The following is a 23,406-nucleotide window of genomic DNA, read 5'->3' as shown; positions in this document are numbered from 1 at the left end:
GCCGCATGCAAATTGGCGGAAATTGCTCAGAAAAGAAACCGGGTGTGGCAAAGCTTCTCTAATTGAGAAACAGCTAGGGCCGACAATGGTTTTCGCTAAATCCCCCGCCCTTTAGAAAACCTTCATGACGATGGCCGCCGCGCGGCGAAAGGGGATGGAATGCTGTTCCTGTGATGAAACGGCAGGAAAAGCAGCAAAAGATCGCGAAATAAATACGTTGCCAGCATCAGTCGAGAAGGAAAGAGGGGTAGGGGGATGAAAACGCAGTTTATCGCCGGGCATGCGCGGCTTCCGGCCGGAATGGCAGCGAAGAGCTTATATGATACGTTAACGATTACGGCGGAAATTGATAAAAAGTACGGGGTGATCGTCGAGGCGTCGTGCACCCTCGCCACTGAACACGGGCGCGATTACATCGCCCGTCTGCTTCGCGGCCATTCGCTGCGCGATGGCATCGACGGTTTGCTCGCTGAGCTTGATGAAGGGTATTTGGGGAAAGCCCATTCTGCCCTTTGTGCAGCGCTGAAAGATTTGTACAAACAATATGGCAAAATGGAGGAGAAAGAGTGATAAGCGGTTGAGAGGGTGTCCCAAAAGGTTCAGGACACCCTTCCTTATTATGAGGGCGAACCTGTTGTGTTCGATTTGACGGGCATTTCCCTTTTGAACGCGACAGCCAGACATGATGGCAACGATGTTCTAGTTTTCATTCGGCCGCCATGCCGGCAGTGTTTTGCGCAGCGGTTTGTCCTGACGATAGCCAAGCACGTATTCCGCTTGCATGATCGTGTGGATTTCCCGCGTTCCTTCGTAAATGACCGGCGCTTTCGAGTTGCGCAAGTAGCGTTCGACCGGGTATTCGTTCGAATAGCCGTAGGCGCCGTGGATTTGCACGGCATCATCGGCGGCTTTGTTCGCATAGTCGCAGGCGATCCATTTGGCGAGCGATGTTTCGCGGGTGCAACGCCGGCCTTCGTTTTTGAGAAAACCGACTCTATAGACGAGCAGGCGGCTGATTTGCAAGCCGGCTTCCATTCGGGCGATCATTTGCTGAACGAGCTGATGGCGTCCGATTTCTTTGCCGAACGTTTTTCGCTCATGGCAATATTTCACGCTTGCTTCAAGACACGCCATAATGAGGCCGACCGCGCCGGCAGCGACGGTGAAGCGGCCATTGTCAAGCGCCGACATGGCGATTTTGAATCCTTCGCCTTCTTCGCCGAGCAAGTTTTCTTTCGGGACGCGGACGTTGTCAAAAAACAGCTCGCCTGTGTTGCCGGAGCGGATGCCTAGCTTCCCTTTGATCGGACGCGATGAAAAGCCGGGCATCGTCCGCTCGACGATGAAGGCGGAAATGCCGCGATGTTTTTTCGATTTGTCCGTGTAGGCGAACACGAGAAAGTGATCGGCGATGTCAGCAAGGGAAATCCACGTTTTTTGCCCGTTTAAAATATAGTCATCTCCGTCGCGGATGGCGGTTGTTTGGATCGAAGCGACGTCCGAGCCGGCGTTTGGCTCGGTCAGGCCGAACGCGCCAATTTTTTCCCCGCGCGCTTGCGGGACGAGATATTTTTGTTTCTGCTCTTCCGTTCCCCATTGCAAAAGGGTGAGGCTATTAAGACCAGTGTGGACCGACACGGCGGTGCGAAACGCCGTATCGCCGCGCTCGAGCTCTTCGCAGACGATGGCGAGCGAGTTGTAATCCATTCCCATGCCGCCGTACTCCTCCGGAATGCAGACGCCCATTAGATTGAGTTCGGCGAGCCGTTTGAAAATGTTGCGGTCAAATTCGCCGCGCTCATCCCATTCTTTGATGTACGGCATAATTTCTTTATCGACGAATTTGCGCACCGTTTGCCGAAGCATTTCTTGTTCGGGTGTAAAGTCGAAGTTCATCATCGTTTCCATCCCCCTCTATGCATCCGTTTGTTGTATAAAGCCGATATCGGTATGACCGCGTTTTCTTTGCAACGGCGGGCAGCCGGCCGCGGCAGGAAGCAACGACTTCGCGTTAGTCATGGCGACTTGGCATCACAGTTTTCGGGTGTTGGCCCGTTTCGCCATAACGCTTCAGCCTCGCGGTTATGCTCGCCGGCCAGCGGCGGCGGCAGCCGGTAGGACACCGGCGTTTCCGACAGTTTGATCGGACTGGCGACAAGTTTCAGCTTCCCGACGGTTGGATGATGCACTGTAACCGTCATCTCGCGCGCCGCCGTTTGCGGATGGTGGAACAGTTCATCGAGCGTCTGCACCGGTCCGCACGGAATGCCTTTTTCAGCGAGAAGGCGCTGCCACTCGGCCCGCGAACGCTGCTTGATCTCTTCGTTCAGCCGCCGGTTTAGTTCATCTCGGTGGGCGACGCGGCTGGGGTTGGTTTGAAACCGAGGATCGGATCCGATCGAGCGGTCCGACAACAACGAACAAAGCGCTTGAAACTGCCGGTCATTGCCGATGGCGATGACGATCGGTCCGTCGCTTGCCTCGTATGTGGAGTACGGGGCGATGTTCGGATGTTCATTGCCAAGCGGCTTCGGGACGTCGCCGGACAACAAATAATTGGCGGCGACATTCACAAGCGCGCTCACGGCGCAGTCAAACAAAGCGAGATCAATTTTTTGCCCGCGCCCCGTTTTTTGGCGGGCCCAAAGCGCCGCTTCGATCGCGATGGCGGCATACAGGCCGGTGAATACATCCGTGACGGCGACGCCGACTTTGAGCGGACCGGTGTCCGCGGTGCCGTTAATGCTCATCCAGCCGCTCATCGCTTGAATGATGTAGTCGTACCCGGCAAGCGGAGCGAGCGGTCCCGTCTCGCCAAAACCGGTGATGGAGCAGTAGATGAGGCGTGGGTTGAGGCGCGACAACGCTTCATAGCCAAGCCCCCACTGTTCCATCGTTCCGGTCTTAAAATTGTGAATGAGGACATCAGCTGTTTCGGCGAGGCGGCGAATCGTCTCTTGTCCTTCTGCCGATTTTAAATTGACGGTGATGCTTCGTTTGTTTCGATTGACGGCGGTATAGTAAGCGCTCATGCCGTTTTGAAACGGCGGCCCCCAAAACCGGGTGTCATCCGATCCCCCGGGGGCCTCCACTTTGATGACATCAGCGCCTAAATCGCCTAAAATCATCGTCGCATACGGGCCGGCCAATACGCGCGACAAGTCGAGCACACGCACACCATCAAGCGCCCCTGTCATTATGTTCCCCTCCTTTCGGTTTTCATGCAAAAAGCCGGTTCCTATACAGCGTGCAAGATAGGAACCGGCTTGAACGGACTGAGAAGGCGTCTCGGCGCGGAGATGCCGTCAGACCGCACAGTTCTTTTGTGATCGATGTAGGAAAGCAAACCGCCGACATTGCCTGTCAGGCAACGGGGCTGTCTGACAGATGGTAGAGGCCGTCCGGTCTGCACAAGCGGCCGAGCTGGCAGGAGACGGCTGCCCTATATGTTTTATTATAGTTATTTGTTTGATAATTGTAAATAGTTAAACGACAAATTTGCCAGTGAAAGTCGGCGCGAGATGGGAAGGAGAGTTCGATTGCCGCGCCTTTGGACAAAACGACGCGAAAAAGGCGCAACATTCGCCCGAATTTCTATATAATTGTAGAGAAAGGGGAATTGATGACGCAAAGGAAGTGATCAGGCATGTTTCGAGTGTTAATCACGACAGACGCCAATTATCTTCCGCCATTAAAAGTCTTGATGCATTCGCTGTTTTGCAATAACCGGCGCCCGTTTACGTTTTACTTGCTTTACTCGCGCATTGCCGAGCATGAGCTTCAGGCGCTTGGCGAGTTTGTCCGCCGTCAGGGGCATGAGCTCGTGCCGATATACGTTGACCCGGAGCTGTTTCATGACGCCCCCGTGTTTCGCCATTATACCGTCGAGATGTACTACCGATTGGCGGCGCATTTGTTTTTGCCGCCAGACGTCGACCGTGTCTTGTACCTTGATCCGGATATTGTGGCGATCAACCCGATGGATGAGTTGTATGACATGGACTTTGAAGGGAACTTGTTCATTGCGGCTGAGCATACCCATTCGACGAAGGTGGCAAACTTGTTCAACAAGTTGCGGTTAAAAACGCCGAACGCGAAAGGATATTTCAATACGGGTGTGATGATGATGAACATTGCGATGATGCGTGAACACGTTCGGCTTGCGGACATTTACCAGTTCATCCGCGACAACCGGTTCAAGCTTGTTCTTCCCGACCAAGACGTGTTAAACGGGTTGTACTGGGACAAAATTAAACCGGTCGACGGCTACCGCTACAACTACGACGCGCGCTATTATGACTTTTTGCAGCTGTTGCCCAACCCGAAACATGATTTAGCTTGGATTGAGGAAAACACCGTTTTTATCCATTATTGCGGCAAGGAGAAACCGTGGAAAGACAATTACAAAGGGGAGCTTGGACGGTTTTATAAACGGTACAGCCAAGTGTTGGAGCTCGAAGGAGAGGCGACGGTGTAGCGCGATTTCGAGAACACGTTTAAAGGGAAAAGGTGCCCCGCAAAAGCGGGGCACCCTGTTTGGTTACTGTTTGCGCTCTTGCCGGCGGATGCCGGCTGCGGCCGCGCGCGCTTGCGCTTCGAGGTCTTCGTGGTCGGCAAATTCTGCCGAGTATTCGACATCAATGCCGTCAGATTTCAGCTGTTTCGGCACTTGCGGCAAAGTTGCTTTGTTTTTGTCGCGCGTCCGTTGTCCACGAGAACGGCCCATCCCCCATGCCCCCCTATTGCAAAGTGTGAATCGTATGATTCATTCATTAGGATGGCATGGACGGCGCCGCTGTATAAATAGCAATCGTTTCTAGCGGCGCGCTTTTTTGTCTGTATAGCCGCCCGCCTGATCCGCCATTTTAAAATCGCGGGCGTAGCTTACTTCTTGCGCGCTCGTCAATGTATGTTTCACTTTTTCGCGCTTCCGTTTTTCCGCCATCGCTTATTCCCTCGCTTTGCATTCATATTCCTTTAGTTCCATTTTGCGCGAAACACGGTGTTTTTATGCACGCAAAAAAGAGGATGTCCGTTTGGACAGCCTCTTTTTGCATTCAATTCGCTCTCCTATGGCTTATGCCTCTTTGCGCTGTTCCTCTTCGAGCGCGAAGGAGGGATGGCGCATCGTATAGAGCGTGTAGTTGTCTTTCGTAATTTCATACAAATTGTATACATCCGCGCCGATTTGCTCGAGCAGCGCCCGCCGCGTTTCATTGGCCGGCGTGACGTACGGAAGCTTTTCCGCCGCTTTGATCGAGCGGATGTTGACTTTGCGGATGCGCAAAAACACCGTGTCGATCGACAACTCATAAAACAGCTCATGGAAAAACGCTTCTTTGGCGCGCCGATTGTAGCCGAGCCCATGGTACGGCTTGCCGAGCCATGTGCCTAAAAAGCCGGCGCCATCTTGAATGTCAAAGAGGCTGATCGTTCCGATCGGGTTTCCCCATTCGTCCAAAATGGTGCGCGAAATGAGCTCACCGCGTTCTTCCGCTTCAATAAGCTGTTTCGTCATGAATAAAAATTCTTCGTACGAGCTGGCCTTTTGGCGCACGAAAGGGAAGACGTCCGGATGCACCATCAGCTCGTACAGCGCATGGCAGTCTTGCAGCTCGCGTTTTTTCAACATGGCCAATCCCTCCTTCGGATGCCGAGGGCAGCCTCCTAGCGGGAGCCCACCCTCGAAATTTTTTTATTAAAACTTCATTAAAAAAATTTCGGGGTGGGAATCGAACCCACTAGAACCAGCGCGAGCGCTGGTGGCGCACCATTTGCCTTCCCCATTGTTCCTGTTCGTATGCGGTTATCAGCGACAACTGGTCTAAGGTCTTCTTTATCATACACGATCGGAGGCAAAAAGGAAATTGTTTTTTTGTTAATTTTTTTTGGATATTTTTTGTCGGTCATGCGGCAAAAGCAAATCGATGAGACAGTCTTCCAACGTTGGAAACGAAAAGCGAAAGCCGGCTTGCAATAGCTTCTCTGGAATGACGCGCTGCCCTTTGGTGACGAGCATGCTCATTTCGCCAAGGAGAAGGCGAAGCGTCCAAGCGGGAATCGGAAGCCAATGCGGGCGGTGAAGAAGCCGGGCGGCGGTCAGGCCAAACTCTTTCATTTGCACTGGATGGGGCGCAGTGAAATTGATGGGGCCGGACAGCTCCTCGTGTTCGATGATGTACGAGACCGCACGCACGACGTCTTCAAGATGAATCCATGACAGCCATTGCCGTCCGCTGCCGATTGGGCCGCCGACCAACAACCGGTACGGCTTGATCATCATCGGCAAGGCGCCGCCATGTCGGGCAAACACGACGCCAAAGCGAGCGTAGACGGTGCGGACGCCAAGCTTCTCGATCGGACGGGCCGATGCTTCCCATGCTTGGACGGTCTGGGCTAGAAAGTCGCCGCCGTAATCGATCGTTTGCTCGGTAAATGTCGCGGAGTCCGAAGTGCCATAAATGCCGATGGCGCTGGCGTTGATAAAGAGCGCAGGGCGTTCGGCCAGCGAACGGATGTAGTTCGTCATCGCTTCTGTCGCTTGAAGGCGGCTGTTGAGAATCACCTCTTTTTGCTTTGCTGTCCAGCGTTTTCGATTGAGCGGCTCTCCGGCTAAATTGATGGCGACATCGATTGCTGTCGGTTTTTCATCGCCGTCGAAGGAAAGGTAGTGAATGCGACCTTCTGAAGGTTGGGGAGAACGGGTGAAAATGTAGATGTCATGCCCTTCCTTGGAAAAATGGCGGGCGAGCGCCCGGCCGATCAAGCCGGTGCCGCCGTTGATGGCGATGCGCATCTTGATTCCCCTTCCATATGATATAGTTTATGATTTCTCTTTTCGTGTCAGAAGTTCCTGCTTATGATACGATAAAATAAGGGGGACAAACAATGGGAACGATTGCCGACATTGCCGCAACAGAACAAAACGGTGAACGATTTTGGATTATCGTGCACCGTGACGGCGCACCGCCGTTGAGATTGACCATTGATCAAGATGTACTGCTTCAATTCCGCCTGAAAAAAGGGATGGAGATCAGCGACGACTTGCTTCAACATATTATGCATGCTGATGAGGTGAAAAAGGCATATCAGCAGGCGCTTTACTTTTTGGCGCACCGGATGCGCTCGGAACATGAGGTCGCGGCGCACTTGCGAAAAAAAGGCGCTTCGGATTCGGTGATTGAGAAAGTGCTCAAAAAACTTCGCGCCGAGCGGTATGTCGATGACGAGGCGTTCGCGACCGCTTATGTGCGCACCCAAAAAAAGACGTCGGCGAAAGGGCCGCTTCTTGTCCGCGCTGAACTGGAACGGCTCGGCGTGCCGGGCCGCTTGATCGAGCAAAGTTTGGCGGAGTATACGTTGGCTGAACAGGTGGCCGTCGCCCGCTCGCTTTACGAAAAGGCGAAAAAGCAACGGCGGGCAGAATCGGCGCGCGCGTTTTTGGAACGAGTGCGGCAGCAGCTGATGCGCAAAGGGTTTTCGCATCAGGTGATTGCCGCCGTTTTGGCGGAGGGCAGTGCTCACACTGAACAAGAAGAAAGGGAAGCGCTCCGTGTTCAGGCGGAGAAAGCGCACCGCCGCTACGCGCACCACCCGCGCCCGCTTTATGAGCAAAAAATGCGCCAAGCCCTTTATCGAAAAGGGTTTTCCCTCGACTTGATCGATGAATGGCTGCGCCGGCAAGACAGTGAGGAAAGCGAAAAAGGGGGATCGCGACCATGAAAGAGCAGCAAAAACGGTACAGCGAAATGACGAAAGAAGAACTGCAACAAGAGATCGCCGTGTTGACGGAAAAGGCGCGAAAGGCGGAGCAGATGGGCATGGTGAACGAATACGCCGTCTACGAGCGGAAAATCGCCATGGCGAAGGCGTATATGCTCAATCCAGCAGACTTTCCACCGGGAGAGATTTATGAAGTGGAAGGGGCGCCAGGGGAGTATTTTAAAGTGCGCTATTTGAAAGGAGTGTTCGCCTGGGGTTGGCGGTTGAAAGGAAACGGAGAGGAGGAGGCGCTGCCGATTTCACTGCTTCGCAAGCCGAATTTGCCTCAATCATGACGGGCGGGACAAGGTCACAGTCGGACGGAAAGAGAGCCTAAAAACCTAGGGAGGGTGTCTCCCTAGGTTGTTCCGCTACGACTGCTTGCGCGTCTGCCGCTCTAAAATGATGAGGTCGAGCGCTTGCTGCGTTTCGCCGTTCACTTGCGAGTGGGCGTGTTTTGGATTGGCCCACGGCTGCCCGAACGGATTGGAGTAAAAGTTGTCATAAAATTTTTTGCGCCGATGGTGACCCATGATTGTTCACCTCGCTGCGGAATGTGCCGGGGGAGTGCGGCGAACGATGCCGTGCTCCCCCTTCCATGTTAAAAGAAATCGCTTCGTTCGCCGGAGGCGCCCATTCGTTCTTGCGGGTGGGTGTTGGTCGTGCCGTCGGCCCGCTTCGAGGCGTACTCGGCCTTGGCGCGCGGTTCGCCTTCGAGCTTGTTGTTGTTTTGGTTCGGGAAGTTGTGCGCTTTGTTCCGCACGGCACATTCCCTCCTTAACGGCGTGCTCGTGTTGGATGGCCAACACGTATTTTTATTATGGGACACCCTGTAGCGCTTATGTGTGGCAATGATTGGGACGGAGCCCATCAGCTGTTTGGAGCAAGTTCGAGCTTTTTGCGCAGCTTGCCTTCGCTGAAAATCCAGCCGGTGTATGAGCTGACAATATTGAGATTGCGGTCGAGCTGGACGACAGCGACAAACGGGTAATACCCTTTGCTTCGATAGCGCAAATCAGTAAAGCGCACTTCATAGTAATCATCGTATTCGAAATAAAGACGATCATGGTAGAGAAAATCAAAACAGCATTTTTCCTCGTTAATACCATACGTCTCTTTGAGCAACATTGCTGTCATGTTTGTCTTTAAAAGTCAAGATGAACCCAAAGATTCAAAAAAGGAACCGATGGATAGACAGTGGAGTGAGAAAAGGAAACAGGAAGCAAACCGTTCGTCAAACCAAAAGGAAGCGCTTCAACCAAAAACGAAAAGCGCCCCGCATAAGGCGGGACGTTTTGTTGATCATCTCGAACGGAGAAGCTCCCCACTTCAACGTCTATATAGGGTAAGTGGGGAGCATTCCATGCTGTTGGAAGATCGGTTCACTATCCATTCTTTTGGTGCTCATTGGTCAACTGTCCTTTTCTCTGCCAGCCGATCGATCAGCCGTCATTTCTGAACCGTTTGCCGATCGCTTTGAGAGCGGACAGGAAAAAGCGGATCGCGCGGTTGATGTCCGGGTCATTGATGGCTTTAAGCAAATCAAACAACCCGATTTTTTTTGTTTCGACGGAGTTTTGTTCGTACGCCTCCATCGCGCCGGCGGCGATGTGCTCAAGCAGCTTCGCCGTTTTCTCCGGATCAAGTGAAGCGGCAAGGTCAGCTATGGCGAACGCATGGTTGATCATCGTTGTCACTGGTTTTTGATTGAGCTGGCCAACGACGATTTTCGCCACGTCTTCCCGCGCTTTCAACAAGGCGTTGGCCGCTTCGAGCAGGCCGCTTTCATGGAGCTGCTCGATGAACTCCAATAGCTCGCGGACCGCCTCTTCACTGTCGCCGACAGCGGCTTTCAGCTTGGCCAGCGCTTCAGCTCGTTTTTCTTCCTCAGTCATTTGGCGCTTTTGAATGGTGGTAATCGGCTTAGCCACCGATCGTCACCCCCTTGTTTTCCTCAGTGAGCGGCACGTAGTCGCTCCGCCGCCACTTCCGCTCCACTTCGACGCCGTTTTGCGGATGGCGCTTTTTAAAGCGCGGATTTGTACGCGGCAGAGGCGTCTTGCCGGATCGTTCAATGACTTCCATGCGCACGCGGGCTTGTTTGTAAGCCGGCGTGTTCGTGCGATGGTCGGTCTGCGGGCCGGTCAGCATGTTAATGGCGCTTTCGTTTGCGGTGGAGTGCATCGGCAAGAATAGTTCATTGCCTCTGACTCGATCGGTGACGAGCACGCGCACTTTGACGCGGCCGTACGGCGAGATGAGTCGAACGAGCGCCCCATCTTCAATGCCGCGCTCTTTGGCGAGCTCAGGGGATACTTCGACGAACACTTCTGGAAATTTATGTTCGATGCCTTTTGATTTGTACGTCAAGTTTCCTTCATGGAAATGTTCGAGCAATCGGCCGTTGTTCACAAGCAAATCGTACTCTTCTGGATATGACGCCGGTTCGACCCAATCGGCTAACGCAAATCGGGCTTTGCCGTCCGGGAAGTTGAACCGCTCTTTGTACAACAGCGGCGTATCAGCGCCGTCGTGGCTGCCCCAGCAAAGGCTGTTCCAGCCCTCGAGCCGGTCGTAATGCGCTTGTGAGTACAGTGGAGCGAGGCTGGCAATTTCATCCATGATTTCTTTCGGACCGGCGTAATTCCAATCGGCGCCAAGCCGCTTCGCGATTTCTTGAATGATCCACCAGTCTGGCTTGGAGTCGCCAAGAGGCTCCAGCGCTTGGTAAAAACGTTGGATGCGGCGCTCGGTATTCGTGAACGTTCCTTCTTTTTCCAAACTTGGCGCTGCTGGCAAGATGACATCGGCAAATTGCGCTGTTTTTGACAAGAAAATGTCTTGAACGACAACAAAGTCAAGCTTTGCCAACGTCTCTTGCACATGGTTGGCGTTGCAGTCGACAAGCGCCATATCTTCGCCGACGATATACATCGCTTTCAGCTCGCCGCGCTCGGCCGCTTCGAGCATTTGGATGTTGTCAAGGCCTGGTTTCGCATCGATGCGGACGCCGTACGCTTTTTCAAACTTCGCGCGCGCGGCGTCATCGGTGACATGTTGGTAGCCAGGCAGCCACGCAGGAAGCGAGCCCATGTCACAGGCGCCTTGGACGTTGTTATGGCCGCGGAGCGGGAACGCGCCGGCGCCCGGGCGCCCGTAGTTGCCGGTTGCGAGCAATAAGTTCGAAATCGCCGCCGATGTGTCGCTGCCGCCCGTGTTTTGTGTCACACCCATGCCCCAGAGGACGCACGTGCCGTCCGCTTCATGGATCATTTCGGCGATGCGGATGAGGTCGGCTTTGGCGACGCCGGTGACTTGTTCGGCATAATCAAGCGTATATTTTTCCAACAATTGTTTAAACTCTTCAAAGAAATGGACGCGTTCGCGAATGAACGCCTCATCGTGCCAGCCTTGGTCGATGATGTATTTTGTCACGGCCATCAGCCATACTTGGTCGGTGCCTTGTTTCGGGCGGATGAACAGGTCAGCCCGCTCCGCCATTTCATTGCGGCGCAAGTCCGCGACAATGAGTTTTTGTCCGAACAGTTTATGCGCCCGTTTGACGCGGGTGGCGATGACCGGATGCCCTTCGGCCGGGTTGGCGCCGATGATGATGACAAGGCCAGCCGAGGCGATGTCGTGAATCGTGCCGGAATCGCCGCCCATTCCGACCGTGCGGAACAAGCCGTCGGTCGCGGGAGACTGGCAGTAGCGCGAACAGTTGTCGACGTTGTTCGTTTCAAATACTTGCCGCGCGAGCTTTTGCATTAAATAGTTTTCCTCGTTGGAAATTTTGGATGATGAAATAAAACCGATGGCGTTGCCCCCGTATTGCCGCTTGATCGCGCCAAGTTTTTCGGCAACTAGATCGAGTGCTTCTTCCCATGTCGACTCGACGAACACATCGCCTTTGCGAATGAACGGTTTCGTTAGGCGCTCTTCGCTGTTGACGAAATCCCAGCCGAATTTTCCTTTGACGCATGTGGAAATCGCGTTGACCGGCGCTTCGGATACAGGCTGGACTTTTAAAATTTTCCGCCCTTTCGTCCATACTTCAAACGAACAGCCGACGCCGCAGAACGTGCAAACCGTTTTCGTCTTTTTGATTCGCTGTTCGCGCATGGCCGCTTCGATTTCAGAAATGGCAAAAATGCTCGTATAGTTCGGTTCAACCTCTTTGACAAAGTCGATCATCGGATTGAGCACGTCTTTATCTAGGGCGGTCAGAAACCCGGCTTCGCCAAGCATCGATTTTTCCATTAACGCGTTGCACGGGCAGACGGTGACGCAATGCCCGCAGCTGACGCACGACGATTCGTTGATCGGCACTCCGCCGTCCCAAACGACGCGCGGCCGTTCCGCTTCCCAATCGATCGAAAGTGTTTCGTTCACTTGCAAGTTTTGGCACGCCTCGACGCATTGCCCGCAGGCGATGCATTGGTTCGGGTCGTAGCGGTAAAACGGATGCGACATGTCGACTTCGGACGGATCGACTTTCGGCCGGTACGGATACGTTTGATGTTCAATTTGCATCACTTCCGCCGTGTTGTGCAGCTTGCAGTTGCCGTTGTTGTTGTCGCACACCGTACAGTACAAGAGATGGTTTTCCAACAAGCGGTCCATCGCTTCTTTTTGCGCCGCTTTCGCCCGCGGCGAGTTGAGCTCGACGACCATGCCGTCCTCAACCGGAGTCGCACAGGCGCGAAGCAGCGTTCCATTGACTTCGGCGATGCACGTGTCGCACGTCTGAATGGCGCCAAGCTCTGGTGTATAACAAACTTGCGGATGCGGAATGCCGTGTTCATTGACGACTTCCAAAATCGTCATCCCGGGCTTGGCGGGGCAGGCACGCCCGTTGATAGTGACCGTCACCGTTTGCGTTTCCATCGTCGTTCCCCCTTTGTCAAAATAAAAAACTCCACCAGCGACGAGACGAATGCTTCATCGTGGTGGAGTAGTTCTTTAGCATCACAGTACTAAACAACCAATCCAAACTTTTTATATTTAGTAGAAAAATAACAAGGCCGCTTCTTGCCTTATTATTTTTCCACTATGTATACATTTGCTATAGTTTATTATAGTACGGCGAAACGAAGAACACAACGGATGGATCGGAAGTTTTTCTGCTGAGCGCAAGGAGGGATGAGAATGTCAAGAAAAGAAGCCGCTTTCAACGATATTGTGCGCAAAGTGCGCAAACAGCTGTTTGGCAAAGGGCCGGAGCGAATCAAAACGTATTTTGTTGACAATTTGGCGATCACCATTTTGCACGGCAATTTGACGCCGACGGAAAAATTTATCGCCCGCACGCCGGAAGGGCGGGACATGGTGCATGCGGCGAGAACGAAAATGATTCAAGATGTATACGCCCAGCATGTGCCGGACGGCATGGAAGAGCTTGTCGGTTCGAAGCTTCTTTATTTGTTCAGTGATATTAAAGTGGAAGAGGATATGGCTGTTTCCGTTTTTGTATTTGAAAAACCGATTGAATTGTGACGATTTTGTGAACAGAAACAATTGTTTTTCGCTGCCGTTCGTGGTATGCTTATGAATGTTAGCAACATGGAAATAGGAGAAGCCTTGCCGGCTAAACGGTTTTGCCGCTTGGCAGGCAGGTTTCGGAAACGGATGTGCGTTGGTTTCGCTGCAGAAGTGCTGGGCGCAAACTACCGCCGCTTTTCGCTGACAGGGGTGAGTTTGTTCTCCTGTCCGGAAGGCGGCGGCTTTATTTTGCATGGAAAGGGGGAATGGCAAGGTGAGCGGGTTTGCGGCGAAACGGCGGCCGATCGTGAAGTACCGGAACAGGCGCTTCATTGAGGAGGAAGATGAGATTGCGCTCGAGTTTCCGTTGACCGTGATGGTCAACGGCGAGGAGTTCGCGACGGTCGTTTGCACGCCGGCGCATCTAGATGAATTGGTAATCGGATTTTTGGCCTCGGAAGGAGCCATTCGGACGTACAGCGACATCAAAGGGATGACCATTGATGGAGAGCGGGGCTTTGCTTATGTCGAACTCGCCGCAGGCGGACTGCCGGCCAAACAGTTTTACGCCAAGCGGTTCATCGGCTCTTGTTGCGGAAAAAGTCGGCAGTTTTATTTTTACAATGACATGAAGACGGCGAAAACGATCGTCGGCGGCATCGCCGTGAAGGCGGATGACTGCATTCACCTCATGGAAGTGCTGCACGAGCAGTCGACGGACTTTGCGGCGACGGGCGGTCTTCACAACGCCGCGCTCGCCACGCCGGACGGGATCGTCGTTGCCCGCTCTGACATTGGGCGTCACAACGCGCTTGATAAACTGTATGGCTATTGCCTGCGCCATCAAGTTGCGATGAAAGACAAGCTCATCGTATTCAGCGGCCGCGTTTCGTCGGAAGTGCTATTAAAGGCGGCGAAAATGGGAGTGAGCGTCCTGCTCTCGAAATCGGCGCCGACGACGCTGGCCTTAGATTTGGCGGATGAACTCGGCATAACCGTCGTTGGCTTTTTGCGCGGACAGGCGTTTAACGTGTATACGCATGAGAGTCGGATCATAATTGGATGAAAGGGGAGGAGAGGCTGTGAAAAACCGTTGGCTCATTGCGTTATCGGCCGTCGGCATTCATATTTCGATTGGGTCTGTTTATGCGTGGAGCAATTTTACCAATCCATTAAAACAACTGTTTGGATGGTCCGATCAGGAAGTGGCGCTCACGTTCAGCATTGCGATTTTATTTTTAGGATTGTCGGCTGCGTTTCTTGGCCATTTTGTTGAAAAGCACGGACCGCGGAAATCCGGGCTATTGGCCGCCATCTTCTTTGGCCTCGGGGTGACGGGTTCCGGATTGGCTGTGGCGCTTGGCTCGAAATACTTGCTGTATTTGTTTTACGGTGTGTTGGGTGGAATCGGGCTTGGCGTTGGGTATATTGCGCCGGTGTCGACGCTCGTTAAATGGTTTCCGGACCGCCGTGGCTTGGCTACGGGTCTGGCGATTATGGGGTTCGGTTTTGCCGCAGCGATCGCGAGTCCGGTGATGAACAGTTTGATTGCCTCCGTCGGCGTCCAAAATACGTTTTTCATTTTAGGGATTACGTATTTTGTCATTATGACGTTATCTTCTCTTTATTTAGAAAAACCGCCGGAAGGATGGCTGCCGGAAGGATTTCAGGAAAAAGTGAAGGCCGGAAAAGCCAAACCTTCGCTTGATTTGGCGCAATTGACGGCCAATGAGGCTGTCAAAACAAGACGGTTTTGGTATTTATGGTTCATGCTGTTTATTAACGTGACGTGCGGCATTGCCGTTTTGGCAGTGGCGAAACCGTTGGCGGTGGAAAGCATCGGCATCAGCCAAACGGCAGCGGCGGCACTGGTTGGCGCCATCGGGGTGTTTAACGGGTTAGGGCGCATCGGTTGGGCGTCGGCTTCCGACTATATTGGACGGCCAAATACGTACACGACGTTTTTCGTTTTGCAAATTTTGATTTTCTTCCTGTTGCCGAACGTATCCATCAAATGGCTATTTATCATTATGTTGACGATTGTCTACACGTGTTATGGCGGCGGATTTGCCTGTATTCCGGCGTATATCGGCGATTTGTTCGGCACAAAGCAACTCGGTGCCATTCACGGCTACATTTTGACCGCTTGGGCCGCGGCGGGTCTCGTTGGACCGATGTTTGCCGCGTATATCAAAGACACGACCGGTTCTTACGAAGGGAGCTTGGCCTTTTTTGGCGGATTGTTTGTCATCGCTTTCATCATCTCGTTGCTCGTGCGCATCGATATTCGCCGACTGCGCGCTCAACATGAACAAATCGCCTATGTCTCTGCGGCTAAAGAAAGTTGAAAACGATTTCCTTCCGTTTCCTCCCTCGGCGTGCGGCAAGCCCTGCCGGGGGTTTTTTTGATATAATAAGGTGGACAATAGGCATCATGGGGGAAACTTTGCATGACGAGAGAAACAAAGCGATTTCCAGCGCGCGAGTTTCAGCGCGATTTGCTTGACTGGTTCGCCCGCGAGCGCCGCGACCTGCCGTGGCGGAAAGACCGCGACCCATACAAAGTATGGGTGTCGGAAGTGATGCTGCAGCAAACGCGCGTCGAGACGGTCATTCCGTATTTTGAACAGTTTATCGATCGGTTTCCAACGTTGGAGGCGCTCGCTGACGCTGATGAGGATGAGGTGCTGAAGGTGTGGGAAGGACTCGGCTATTACTCGCGCGTGCGCAACTTGCACGCGGCGGTGAAAGAAGTGAAAACGCGCTATGGCGGCAAAGTGCCGGACGATCCAGATGAATTTTCTAGACTGAAAGGAGTCGGGCCGTATACGGTCGGGGCGGTGTTGAGCCTCGCTTATGGCGTCCCGGAGCCGGCTGTTGACGGCAACGTAATGCGCGTCTTGTCGCGTCTGTTTCTCGTAACAGACGATATTGCCAAACCGTCGACGAGAAAACGATTTGAACAAATCGTCCGCGAAATTATGGCGTACGAAAACCCGGGAGTGTTTAACGAGGCGCTGATTGAGCTCGGCGCTCTTGTTTGCACGCCGCGACGCCCGTCGTGCCTTCTTTGTCCGGTGCAAGCCTACTGCCAAGCGTTCGCCGAAGGGGTGGCGGAAGAGCTGCCGGTGAAAACGAAAAAAACAACGGTCAAGCAAGTGCCGATCGCCGTCGCGGTGCTGGCCGATGATGAAGGCCGCGTTCTCATTCGCAAGCGCGACAGCACTGGTTTGCTTGCGAACTTATGGGAGTTCCCCAGCTGCGAAACGGACGGAGTGGATGGAAAAGAGAAGCTCGAGCAAATGGTTGGCGAGCAATACGGCTTGCAAGTAGAGCTTATAGAATCGATCGTTTCGTTTGAGCATGCGTTTTCCCATTTAGTCTGGCAGTTGACCGTGTTTCCCGGCCGCCTGATCAGCAGCGAGTCCACCAAGGAGCCTTTTCGGCTTGTGTCTGAGGATGAGCTCGAGGCGTACGCCTTTCCGGTATCCCATCAACGTGTTTGGCGCGAATATAAAGAATGGGCGGGCGGAGTGCGCCGCCCTGATTAATCAGGCACCGGCATCGTGCCGTGTGTATACGTTGCTTCACGGCGCCCAAGGCCGCCGCGCGCTTCGATTTCCTCGATGATTTCGCGGTGAATCGTCTGCCCTTCGACGTTTAAATATGGAGCGATTTGTTGGAACGAATGATGAAAATAAGCGAGTTCGTCATCGGTCCATTCCGTTTTCGGAATCATCGACAGCTCAGTCATATCGCGGCCGACGTACATAGGCAGCTCCTCCCTCGTCTATGGAATTCGGCTATATTATATGTATAAGGAGTGAAAAACATGAGCGGAAAAGTAGCAGTGGTCACCGGCAGCAGCCGCGGCATTGGCAAAGCGATCGCCTTGCGGCTGGCCAAGAAAGGATATGATATTGTTGTCAATTACGCCCGCAGCAAAACCGCCGCCGAAGAAACGGCGCACGAAATTGAAGCGCTCGGGAGAAAAGCGCTCGTCGTGAAAGCGAACGTTGGTGACGTTGGGAAAATTCGCGCCATGTTCGCCCAAATCGATCAGGTGTTCGGACGGGTCGATGTGCTCGTGAACAACGCTGCATCCGGCGTGTTGCGTCCGGCGATGGAATTGGAAGAAACGCATTGGAACTGGACGATGAACATCAACAGCAAAGCGCTTTTGTTTTGCGCCCAGGAAGCGGCGAAACGAATGGAGCGGGTTGGCGGCGGAAAAATTGTGAGCATCAGCTCGCTCGGGTCGATCCGCTATTTGGAAAACTATACGGCGGTCGGCGTCTCAAAGGCCGCGCTTGAAGCGCTGACCCGCTACTTGGCTGTCGAGCTGGCGCCGAAAAACATCGCCGTCAACGCCGTCTCCGGCGGAGCGGTCGATACCGATGCGCTGAAGCACTTCCCGAACCGCGGCGAGCTCCTCGCTGACGCTGCGGCCAATACGCCGGCTGGTCGCCCGGTTCAACCGGAAGATATCGTCAATGCGGTGATGTTTTTATTGTCGGATGCAGCCGAGATGATTCGCGGACAAACGATCATCGTCGACGGTGGAAGATCTTTACTTTTGTAACGCCAGCGGATAGAACGATCGCCTTGAGGGCATAGTAAAGCACGTGGAGGTGAGAACAATGGCCAAACAACCGAACAAAACAGCAGCTGGCACGAACATTCAAGAAGTAAGACAACAAAATGCTCAATCGGCTCAAGCCGCTCAAGCCGGTCAATTTGCGACGGAATTTGCGGCTGAGACAAATGTGCAACACGTAAAACAACAAAACGCGCAAGCGGAAGCACGCAAAGCGCAAAACGTCAATCAATAACTAACGATCATCTATGGCTGACGCCTGGCGGTTGTGACGACGGCGCATGTCGCTACAAGAGCGCAGGCGATCGGCCGAATATGGAAGGCAAAAGCAGGGGCGGCGCGCCTCTGCTTTTTTTGTCGATAAAAGCTCTCCTCTCTTTATAAGATTAGTGAAAGGGATTTGCCGATGAGACCGCGAAATGATGATAAGGAAATTACACGGCAAAGGGGAAGGGAGAACGGAATGGCGATAGAGCACGCATGGACGAATGTAGGCGACGAGGCGGTGTTTTTGCAACAGGAGATGGAGCGTTGTGAGGAGATCACCCGCCAGTTGGATGAACTCGAACGTGAAGCGCCGACCTCTGCTTTGCGCGAGGAAGTGCGGCAAATGAAACGGGAAGTGGAAGCCATCCGCCGTGCGTTGGTAGGGCAGATGGCATCCGGCGTCTGACGGATAGGCCGCGGTCTTTGAGCCAATGCGCCAGTTGCCTTTTTCTCAACAAGGCGGCCTGCTTTTCTTTTCCAAAAGGAACAGGGTATAATATAACGAAGAAGCTCCCATCGGAAAGTAGGGAAGAATGATGCCAGCTTACCCTCGGGACGGGAAAATTATTCAAATTCATAGCTACAAACATAATGGGGCGATTCACCGCCTTTGGCAGGAAACGGTCGTATTAAAAGGAACGCCATCGTATGTGATCGGCGGCAATGACAAGACGCTTGTTATGGAAGCTGACGGCCGGACGTGGGTGACGCGCGAGCCGGCGATTTGTTTTTTTCACGCCAAACACTGGTTTAACATTATCGCCATGATTCGTGAGGACGGAGTGTACTACTATTGCAATTTAAGTTCGCCGTTCGTTTGGGATGAAGAAGCGCTGAAGTACATCGATTATGATTTGGATATTAAAGTGTTTCCCGATATGACGTACATGCTGCTGGATGAAGATGAGTATGAGCGGCACCGCCGCGAGATGCGTTATCCGGATGTGATCGACCGCATTTTAAAAAACAACGTTCAAAAACTGATCGGCTGGATTAAGGAGCGGAAAGGGCCGTTTGCGCCCGAGTTCATTGACAAATGGTACGCGATGTTTCAAGCTTACCAAAAATAAATAGCGGCATGAAAAAAGCCTGTTCGGCACCGCTGGCAGGTTTTTTCTGCTTTTTTGCCGAAAGCGGCACGCATGAAGAGCTGATGGTGAGGCGGGGAATTGTCGGGAACATCCGCCCCGCGGCAGGTTGTCAGTCAAGCCATTCTCGTGCGTCCCACGGTTGGGATGCCTTGCTAACGCTTATGATTAAAAGCAGGGGTCTCGATTAGAGATGAGAAATAGCGACATGAAAAATCCTGTTCGCAAGTCGGCAGTTTTTCTGCTTTTTCCCGCATGCATGAGGAATGGTGACGGTCAAGCAGGAGTGATCAGTTGATTTGAAGGCAAAAATGGAATGAGACGTTAGAAATTATGATAAAAAATCTCTATGCGCTATTTTTGCAATCTATCCGGCGTGAAAATGGTCGTTCAAGGTGCGTGCATCTTTACAACAATAAGATCAACGAGGGATTGTTTCATCCCCTCGTTATTTTATTACTTTCCATTTTTTAAATAATTTTAATTTTTTATAATATTATATTGTGTTAGAAAACAATACATGGCATAATTTTATTCAGAGAGCAAAAGTTTCATCAAAATCGAATGAGAGAAGGGGAGCGTGATGGGGGAAAAGATTTTATTGGAAGTTCGTGGGCTTCGGACGTCTTTCTTTACGGATGATGGGGAGATCCCGGCGGTCGATGGTGTAGATTTTTCCATTCGTGAAGGCGAAGTGCTTGGCATTGTCGGGGAGTCCGGGTGTGGGAAAAGTGTGACGTCATTGTCTATTATGGGGTTGTTGCCAAAAGGAATCGGCAAGGTGGTTGGCGGGGAGATTTGGTTTAAAGGCGAGAACTTGATCGAAGCCTCGGAGCGGCGGATGAAGCAAATTCGCGGCAATGAGATCGCGATGATTTTTCAAGAGCCGATGACTTCTTTGAATCCGCTGTTTACGATTGGTGATCAATTGGTTGAAGCGATTCGCATACATACGAAAATAGGAAAAAAAGAAGCGCGAGCGCGGGCGGTGGAGATGCTGAAGCTCGTCGGATTGCCGCGCGCTGAGCAACTGTTGGACGAATATCCGCATCAGTTGTCTGGCGGCATGCGCCAGAGGGTGATGATTGCGATGGCGATGGTGTGCCGTCCGGCGCTCTTGATCGCGGACGAGCCGACGACGGCGCTTGATGTGACCATTCAGGCGCAAATTTTAGCGCTGATGAAAGAATTGAACCAGACGTTCGGCACAGCGGTGATGATGATCACCCATGATTTAGGAGTTGTCGCTGAACTATGCGATCGCGTCATTGTCATGTACGCTGGCCAAATCGTGGAAGAAGGAAGCGTTCGGGACATTTTCCGCAATCCGAAGCATCCGTACACTGCTGGTTTGATCCGCTCGATCCCGGATATCCGCGGCAAAAAGGAGCGGCTGTATTCCATTCCCGGCCAAGTGCCAAAACCCGGAACGGTCCGTTGCGGCTGTCGGTTTGCCGCTCGGTGCGAATGGGTCGTTGACCGCTGCCGCCACGAAGATCCGCTATTGTACGAAACGAGTGAACAAGGCCATCGCGCCCGCTGTTTTTTGGTGTTAGAGAAGGAGGGGCTAGTTGATGAGCGAGCCGCTGCTCGAAGCGAAAGGGCTTAAAAAATACTTTCCCATTACCGGGGGCGTTTTTGGCAAACAAATTGGGACGGTCAAAGCGGTCGATGATGTGACATTCACCGTGTACCGCGGTGAGACGCTTGGCATTGTCGGAGAGTCGGGCTGCGGCAAGTCGACTACGGGCCGAATGCTGCTGCGGCTCATTGAGCCGACAGACGGTTCGATTCTATTTGAAGGGAAGAATGTAACCGCTTTATCAAAAGCGGAGCTGCGCCGGTTGCGGCGCGATATGCAGATGATTTTCCAAGACCCGTTCGCTTCGCTGAACCCGCGCCATACAGTCGAAAAAATTTTGGAAGAGCCGCTCATCGTCCACGGCATTGGATCAAAAGAGGAGCGGAAGCGGCGAGTGCGGGAGATGCTCGAGGTGGTCGGGCTCGGTTCGTATCATGCCAAACGCTATCCCCACCAGTTCAGCGGCGGCCAGCGTCAGCGCATCGGCATCGCGCGGGCGCTGATGACTCATCCGAAGCTGATCATCGCCGATGAACCGGTTTCGGCGCTTGATGTATCGATTCAAGCGCAAGTTCTCAATTTGCTTGAAGATTTGCAAAAGCAGTTTGGGCTTACATATATTTTCATTGCCCATGATTTAGGGGTCGTTCGCCATATCAGCGACCGGGTCGGCGTCATGTATTTGGGGCGTATGGTTGAACTGGCGGACAGCGAGTCGTTATACGAATCGCCGAAGCATCCGTATACGCAGGCGCTTTTGTCCGCTGTGCCGATTCCAGATCCTGATCATAAAACAGAACGACAGTTGCTCTCCGGCGATTTGCCAAGCCCGGCGAATCCGCCGCAAGGATGCGCATTCCATACGCGTTGCGCATCCTGTATGGATATTTGCCGCCAGCGGCGTCCGGAATGGCGAGAAGTGGCCAATGGACATTACGTTGCTTGCCATTTATACGAGCCAACAGGTGAGCAACGTGATGATAAACAAATGAAACACAAGGGGGAAACACGATGAGGAAAAAAACATGGTTTACGTGGCTTGCCATGATGCTGGCAGTCATGCTTGTTTTAGCTGGCTGCGGCAAGTCGAAGCAAACCGCAGGGGGTGGCAGTGACAAACCGTCGACCCAGGATACGCTGGTGTACGGGCGCGGCGGTGATTCGGTGTCGCTTGACCCAGCGACTGTGACGGATGGGGAGTCGCTGAAAGTAACGAAAAACATTTTTGATACGCTGCTGGATTACAATGACAACGATACGTCCATCAAGCCGGCGTTGGCGACGGAATGGACGATTTCAAACGATGGACTGACCTATACGTTTAAACTGCGCCAAGGTGTCAAGTTCCATGACGGGACAGAGTTTAACGCCGATGCCGTCGTCTTTAACTTCGAGCGTTGGGCGAACGGCAATGCCGACAAGTTTCCGTATTACGGATCGATGTTTGGCGGTTACAAAAATGATGACAGTCATGTGATTAAAGAAGTAAAGGCGCTCGACAAGTACACGGTGCAATTTGTGCTGAAGCGTCCGCAAGCACCGTTTTTGAAAAATCTCGCCATGACCCCGTTTGCCATCGCCAGCCCAGAAGCAGTGAAAAAATACGGCGACAAGTTTGGCGAACACCCAGTCGGGACCGGCCCGTTCGTCTTTAAAGAATGGAAGCGGAACGAACGGATCGTACTTGAAAAAAATAAAGACTATTGGGAAAAAGGCTATCCGAAGCTGAACCAGCTCATCTTCGTGTCCATTCCGGACAACTCGGCGCGCCTCAATGCGCTGTTAAAAGGCGAAATTGACATTATGGAAGACTTGAATCCGACGGACTTAAAACAAGTGGAAGGAAACAAAGAGTTTCAAATTTTCAAGCGCCCGTCGATGAACGTCGCCTATGTCGGACTGACGGCGACGAGAGGGCCGCTGAAAAACAAGTTGGTTCGCCAAGCGTTGAACTACGCGGTTGACAAGAAAGCGATCATCGATGCGTTTTACGCCGGCCAAGCGGAACCGGCGAAAAACCCGATGCCGCCCAGCATCCCGGGTTACAACGATGCGATTCAAGACTATCCGTTTGATTTGAATAAAGCGAAGGAGCTGCTTGCGAAAGCGGGTTATCCGAATGGCTTTGAAATCGAACTGTGGGCGATGCCGGTGCCGCGTCCGTATATGCCGGACGGGCAAAAAATCGCTGAGGCCATTCAAGCGAATTTTGCCAAAATCGGTGTGAAAGCGAAAATTGTAACATATGAGTGGGCGACCTATTTAGATAAGCTCGCCAAAGGGGAAGCGGACGCCTTCCTGCTCGGCTGGACGGGCGACAACGGCGATGCGGATAACTTCTTATATGCGCTCCTTGACAAAGACAGCATCGGCAGCAACAACTACACCTATTTCTCGAATGATGAGCTGCATAAAATTTTAGTTGAAGCGCAAACGGTGAGCGATGAAAACAAACGGAATGAGCTGTATAAAAAAGCGCAAGAGATCATTAAAGAAGAAGCGCCATGGATTCCGCTCGTCCATTCAACTCCGCTGTTGGCCGGCAAGGCAAATATCCAAGGATTTAACCCGCACCCGACCGGTTCGGATAAGTTTACGAAAGTCGAGTTCCGATAATCGACTGAGAGAGG

27 protein-coding genes and 1 pseudogene are annotated in these 23,406 nt (G+C 52.8%); 16 read left to right on the top strand and 12 right to left on the bottom strand.

Annotated elements, in window-relative coordinates; all coding sequences use genetic code 11:
• Nucleotides 1-255 precede the first annotated feature (255 nt).
• Nucleotides 256-570 carry a DUF3870 domain-containing protein gene (locus tag LG52_RS13505; protein WP_044732319.1) on the top strand — a complete coding sequence of 105 codons (315 nt, stop codon included), beginning with the start codon at nucleotides 256-258 and terminating at the stop codon, nucleotides 568-570.
• A 129-nt stretch (nucleotides 571-699) separates the two neighbouring features.
• Here LG52_RS13505 and LG52_RS13500 read toward each other — a convergent pair whose 3' ends face one another.
• Nucleotides 700-1,899 carry an acyl-CoA dehydrogenase family protein gene (locus tag LG52_RS13500; RefSeq protein WP_044733269.1) on the bottom strand — a complete coding sequence of 400 codons (1,200 nt, stop codon included), beginning with the start codon at nucleotides 1,897-1,899 and terminating at the stop codon, nucleotides 700-702.
• 116 nt (nucleotides 1,900-2,015) lie between these two features.
• Nucleotides 2,016-3,197, bottom strand: coding sequence for a CaiB/BaiF CoA transferase family protein (locus LG52_RS13495; RefSeq protein WP_044732318.1), 1,182 nt, complete (start codon nucleotides 3,195-3,197; stop codon nucleotides 2,016-2,018).
• Nucleotides 3,198-3,646: 449 nt separating this feature from the next.
• Here LG52_RS13495 and LG52_RS13490 point away from each other — a divergent pair, with 449 nt between their 5' ends.
• Nucleotides 3,647-4,477 carry a glycosyltransferase family 8 protein gene (locus LG52_RS13490; protein ID WP_044732317.1) on the top strand — a complete coding sequence of 277 codons (831 nt, stop codon included), beginning with the start codon at nucleotides 3,647-3,649 and terminating at the stop codon, nucleotides 4,475-4,477.
• 63 nt (nucleotides 4,478-4,540) lie between these two features.
• Here LG52_RS13490 and LG52_RS13485 read toward each other — a convergent pair whose 3' ends face one another.
• The 4 genes from LG52_RS13485 to LG52_RS13475 form a co-directional block, all read right to left on the bottom strand.
• On the bottom strand, nucleotides 4,541-4,726 hold the full coding sequence (locus tag LG52_RS13485; protein ID WP_011229952.1) for a YfhD family protein: 186 nt from the start codon (nucleotides 4,724-4,726) through the stop codon (nucleotides 4,541-4,543).
• Between the two features lie 90 nt (nucleotides 4,727-4,816).
• On the bottom strand, nucleotides 4,817-4,945 hold the full coding sequence (locus LG52_RS19220) for a YfhE family protein (RefSeq protein WP_075261675.1): 129 nt from the start codon (nucleotides 4,943-4,945) through the stop codon (nucleotides 4,817-4,819).
• Between the two features lie 132 nt (nucleotides 4,946-5,077).
• Nucleotides 5,078-5,632, bottom strand: a complete 555-nt coding sequence (locus LG52_RS13480) for a GNAT family N-acetyltransferase (RefSeq protein WP_044732316.1) — start codon at nucleotides 5,630-5,632, stop codon at nucleotides 5,078-5,080.
• A gap of 246 nt (nucleotides 5,633-5,878) precedes the next feature.
• A complete protein-coding gene (locus LG52_RS13475) occupies nucleotides 5,879-6,796 on the bottom strand; it encodes a TIGR01777 family oxidoreductase (protein WP_044732315.1) in 918 nt (305 codons plus the stop codon).
• A gap of 92 nt (nucleotides 6,797-6,888) precedes the next feature.
• On the opposite strand from LG52_RS13475, the gene recX reads away from it, so the two are divergent.
• Both recX and LG52_RS13465 read left to right on the top strand, forming a co-directional pair.
• A complete protein-coding gene (gene recX / locus LG52_RS13470; protein WP_044732314.1) occupies nucleotides 6,889-7,722 on the top strand; it encodes a recombination regulator RecX in 834 nt (277 codons plus the stop codon).
• The gene (locus LG52_RS13465; RefSeq protein WP_044732313.1) at nucleotides 7,719-8,057 is read left to right on the top strand and encodes a YfhH family protein; all 339 of its coding nucleotides are present in this window, start codon (nucleotides 7,719-7,721) and stop codon (nucleotides 8,055-8,057) included. The genes recX and LG52_RS13465 overlap by 4 nt, the downstream gene beginning before the upstream one ends.
• Before the next feature lie 75 nt (nucleotides 8,058-8,132).
• Here the strand turns inward: LG52_RS13465 and LG52_RS19215 are convergent, their stop codons facing one another.
• From LG52_RS19215 to fdhF, 5 genes and pseudogenes are all read right to left on the bottom strand, one after another.
• Nucleotides 8,133-8,294: a YpzG family protein gene (locus LG52_RS19215; RefSeq protein ID WP_075261674.1), complete on the bottom strand. Its 162-nt coding sequence runs from the start codon at nucleotides 8,292-8,294 to the stop codon at nucleotides 8,133-8,135.
• Nucleotides 8,295-8,362: 68 nt separating this feature from the next.
• Nucleotides 8,363-8,524: a small, acid-soluble spore protein K gene (locus LG52_RS13460; RefSeq protein WP_044732312.1), complete on the bottom strand. Its 162-nt coding sequence runs from the start codon at nucleotides 8,522-8,524 to the stop codon at nucleotides 8,363-8,365.
• 107 nt (nucleotides 8,525-8,631) lie between these two features.
• Nucleotides 8,632-8,811: pseudogene (locus LG52_RS13455) on the bottom strand (metal-dependent hydrolase); the annotation flags it as partial.
• A gap of 392 nt (nucleotides 8,812-9,203) precedes the next feature.
• Nucleotides 9,204-9,692, bottom strand: a complete 489-nt coding sequence (locus LG52_RS13450) for a DUF1641 domain-containing protein (protein ID WP_044732310.1) — start codon at nucleotides 9,690-9,692, stop codon at nucleotides 9,204-9,206.
• The gene (gene fdhF, locus LG52_RS13445; protein ID WP_044732309.1) at nucleotides 9,685-12,648 is read right to left on the bottom strand and encodes a formate dehydrogenase subunit alpha; all 2,964 of its coding nucleotides are present in this window, start codon (nucleotides 12,646-12,648) and stop codon (nucleotides 9,685-9,687) included. Before fdhF ends, LG52_RS13450 begins: the two co-directional genes overlap by 8 nt.
• Nucleotides 12,649-12,909: 261 nt before the next feature.
• Here fdhF and LG52_RS13440 point away from each other — a divergent pair, with 261 nt between their 5' ends.
• The 5 genes from LG52_RS13440 to mutY all read left to right on the top strand — a co-directional run bounded on the left by LG52_RS13440 (nucleotide 12,910) and on the right by mutY (nucleotide 16,793).
• A complete protein-coding gene (locus LG52_RS13440; RefSeq protein ID WP_044732308.1) occupies nucleotides 12,910-13,257 on the top strand; it encodes a DUF2294 domain-containing protein in 348 nt (115 codons plus the stop codon).
• Nucleotides 13,258-13,323: 66 nt separating this feature from the next.
• Entirely contained in the window at nucleotides 13,324-13,578 is a 255-nt protein-coding gene (locus LG52_RS20325; protein ID WP_197074551.1) for a hypothetical protein, read from the top strand.
• On the top strand, nucleotides 13,517-14,308 hold the full coding sequence (fdhD, locus tag LG52_RS13435; protein WP_044732307.1) for a formate dehydrogenase accessory sulfurtransferase FdhD: 792 nt from the start codon (nucleotides 13,517-13,519) through the stop codon (nucleotides 14,306-14,308). The genes LG52_RS20325 and fdhD overlap by 62 nt, the downstream gene beginning before the upstream one ends.
• Nucleotides 14,309-14,324: 16 nt before the next feature.
• Nucleotides 14,325-15,590: an OFA family MFS transporter gene (locus LG52_RS13430; protein WP_044732306.1), complete on the top strand. Its 1,266-nt coding sequence runs from the start codon at nucleotides 14,325-14,327 to the stop codon at nucleotides 15,588-15,590.
• Nucleotides 15,591-15,692: 102 nt separating this feature from the next.
• Nucleotides 15,693-16,793, top strand: coding sequence for an A/G-specific adenine glycosylase (mutY, locus tag LG52_RS13425; RefSeq protein WP_044732305.1), 1,101 nt, complete (start codon nucleotides 15,693-15,695; stop codon nucleotides 16,791-16,793).
• Here the strand turns inward: mutY and LG52_RS13420 are convergent.
• Nucleotides 16,790-17,014, bottom strand: a complete 225-nt coding sequence (locus tag LG52_RS13420) for a hypothetical protein (RefSeq protein WP_011229968.1) — start codon at nucleotides 17,012-17,014, stop codon at nucleotides 16,790-16,792. The genes mutY and LG52_RS13420 overlap by 4 nt on opposite strands.
• A 60-nt stretch (nucleotides 17,015-17,074) precedes the next feature.
• Between LG52_RS13420 and fabL the strand changes: the two genes are divergently transcribed.
• The 7 genes from fabL to LG52_RS13385 all read left to right on the top strand — a co-directional run bounded on the left by fabL (nucleotide 17,075) and on the right by LG52_RS13385 (nucleotide 23,392).
• Nucleotides 17,075-17,824 carry an enoyl-[acyl-carrier-protein] reductase FabL gene (gene fabL, locus LG52_RS13415; RefSeq protein WP_044732304.1) on the top strand — a complete coding sequence of 250 codons (750 nt, stop codon included), beginning with the start codon at nucleotides 17,075-17,077 and terminating at the stop codon, nucleotides 17,822-17,824.
• Between the two features lie 58 nt (nucleotides 17,825-17,882).
• Nucleotides 17,883-18,074 carry a gamma-type small acid-soluble spore protein gene (locus LG52_RS13410; protein ID WP_011229970.1) on the top strand — a complete coding sequence of 64 codons (192 nt, stop codon included), beginning with the start codon at nucleotides 17,883-17,885 and terminating at the stop codon, nucleotides 18,072-18,074.
• A 228-nt stretch (nucleotides 18,075-18,302) separates the two neighbouring features.
• On the top strand, nucleotides 18,303-18,512 hold the full coding sequence (locus tag LG52_RS13405; protein WP_044732303.1) for a YgaB family protein: 210 nt from the start codon (nucleotides 18,303-18,305) through the stop codon (nucleotides 18,510-18,512).
• 130 nt (nucleotides 18,513-18,642) lie between these two features.
• Nucleotides 18,643-19,176 carry a DUF402 domain-containing protein gene (locus LG52_RS13400; RefSeq protein WP_044732302.1) on the top strand — a complete coding sequence of 178 codons (534 nt, stop codon included), beginning with the start codon at nucleotides 18,643-18,645 and terminating at the stop codon, nucleotides 19,174-19,176.
• 601 nt (nucleotides 19,177-19,777) lie between these two features.
• Nucleotides 19,778-20,803: an ABC transporter ATP-binding protein gene (locus LG52_RS13395; RefSeq protein ID WP_044732301.1), complete on the top strand. Its 1,026-nt coding sequence runs from the start codon at nucleotides 19,778-19,780 to the stop codon at nucleotides 20,801-20,803.
• Nucleotides 20,769-21,791, top strand: a complete 1,023-nt coding sequence (locus LG52_RS13390) for an ABC transporter ATP-binding protein (protein ID WP_044732300.1) — start codon at nucleotides 20,769-20,771, stop codon at nucleotides 21,789-21,791. Before LG52_RS13395 ends, LG52_RS13390 begins: the two co-directional genes overlap by 35 nt.
• The gene (locus LG52_RS13385; protein WP_044732299.1) at nucleotides 21,788-23,392 is read left to right on the top strand and encodes an ABC transporter substrate-binding protein; all 1,605 of its coding nucleotides are present in this window, start codon (nucleotides 21,788-21,790) and stop codon (nucleotides 23,390-23,392) included. The genes LG52_RS13390 and LG52_RS13385 overlap by 4 nt, the downstream gene beginning before the upstream one ends.
• Nucleotides 23,393-23,406: the final 14 nt, after the last annotated feature.

This window comes from Geobacillus kaustophilus (genome assembly GCF_000948285.1).
GTDB lineage: Bacteria > Bacillota > Bacilli > Bacillales > Anoxybacillaceae > Geobacillus > Geobacillus thermoleovorans_A.
The sequence above is the reverse complement of the archived record's forward strand: the minus strand, read 5'-3'. Positions and strand labels throughout refer to the sequence as shown.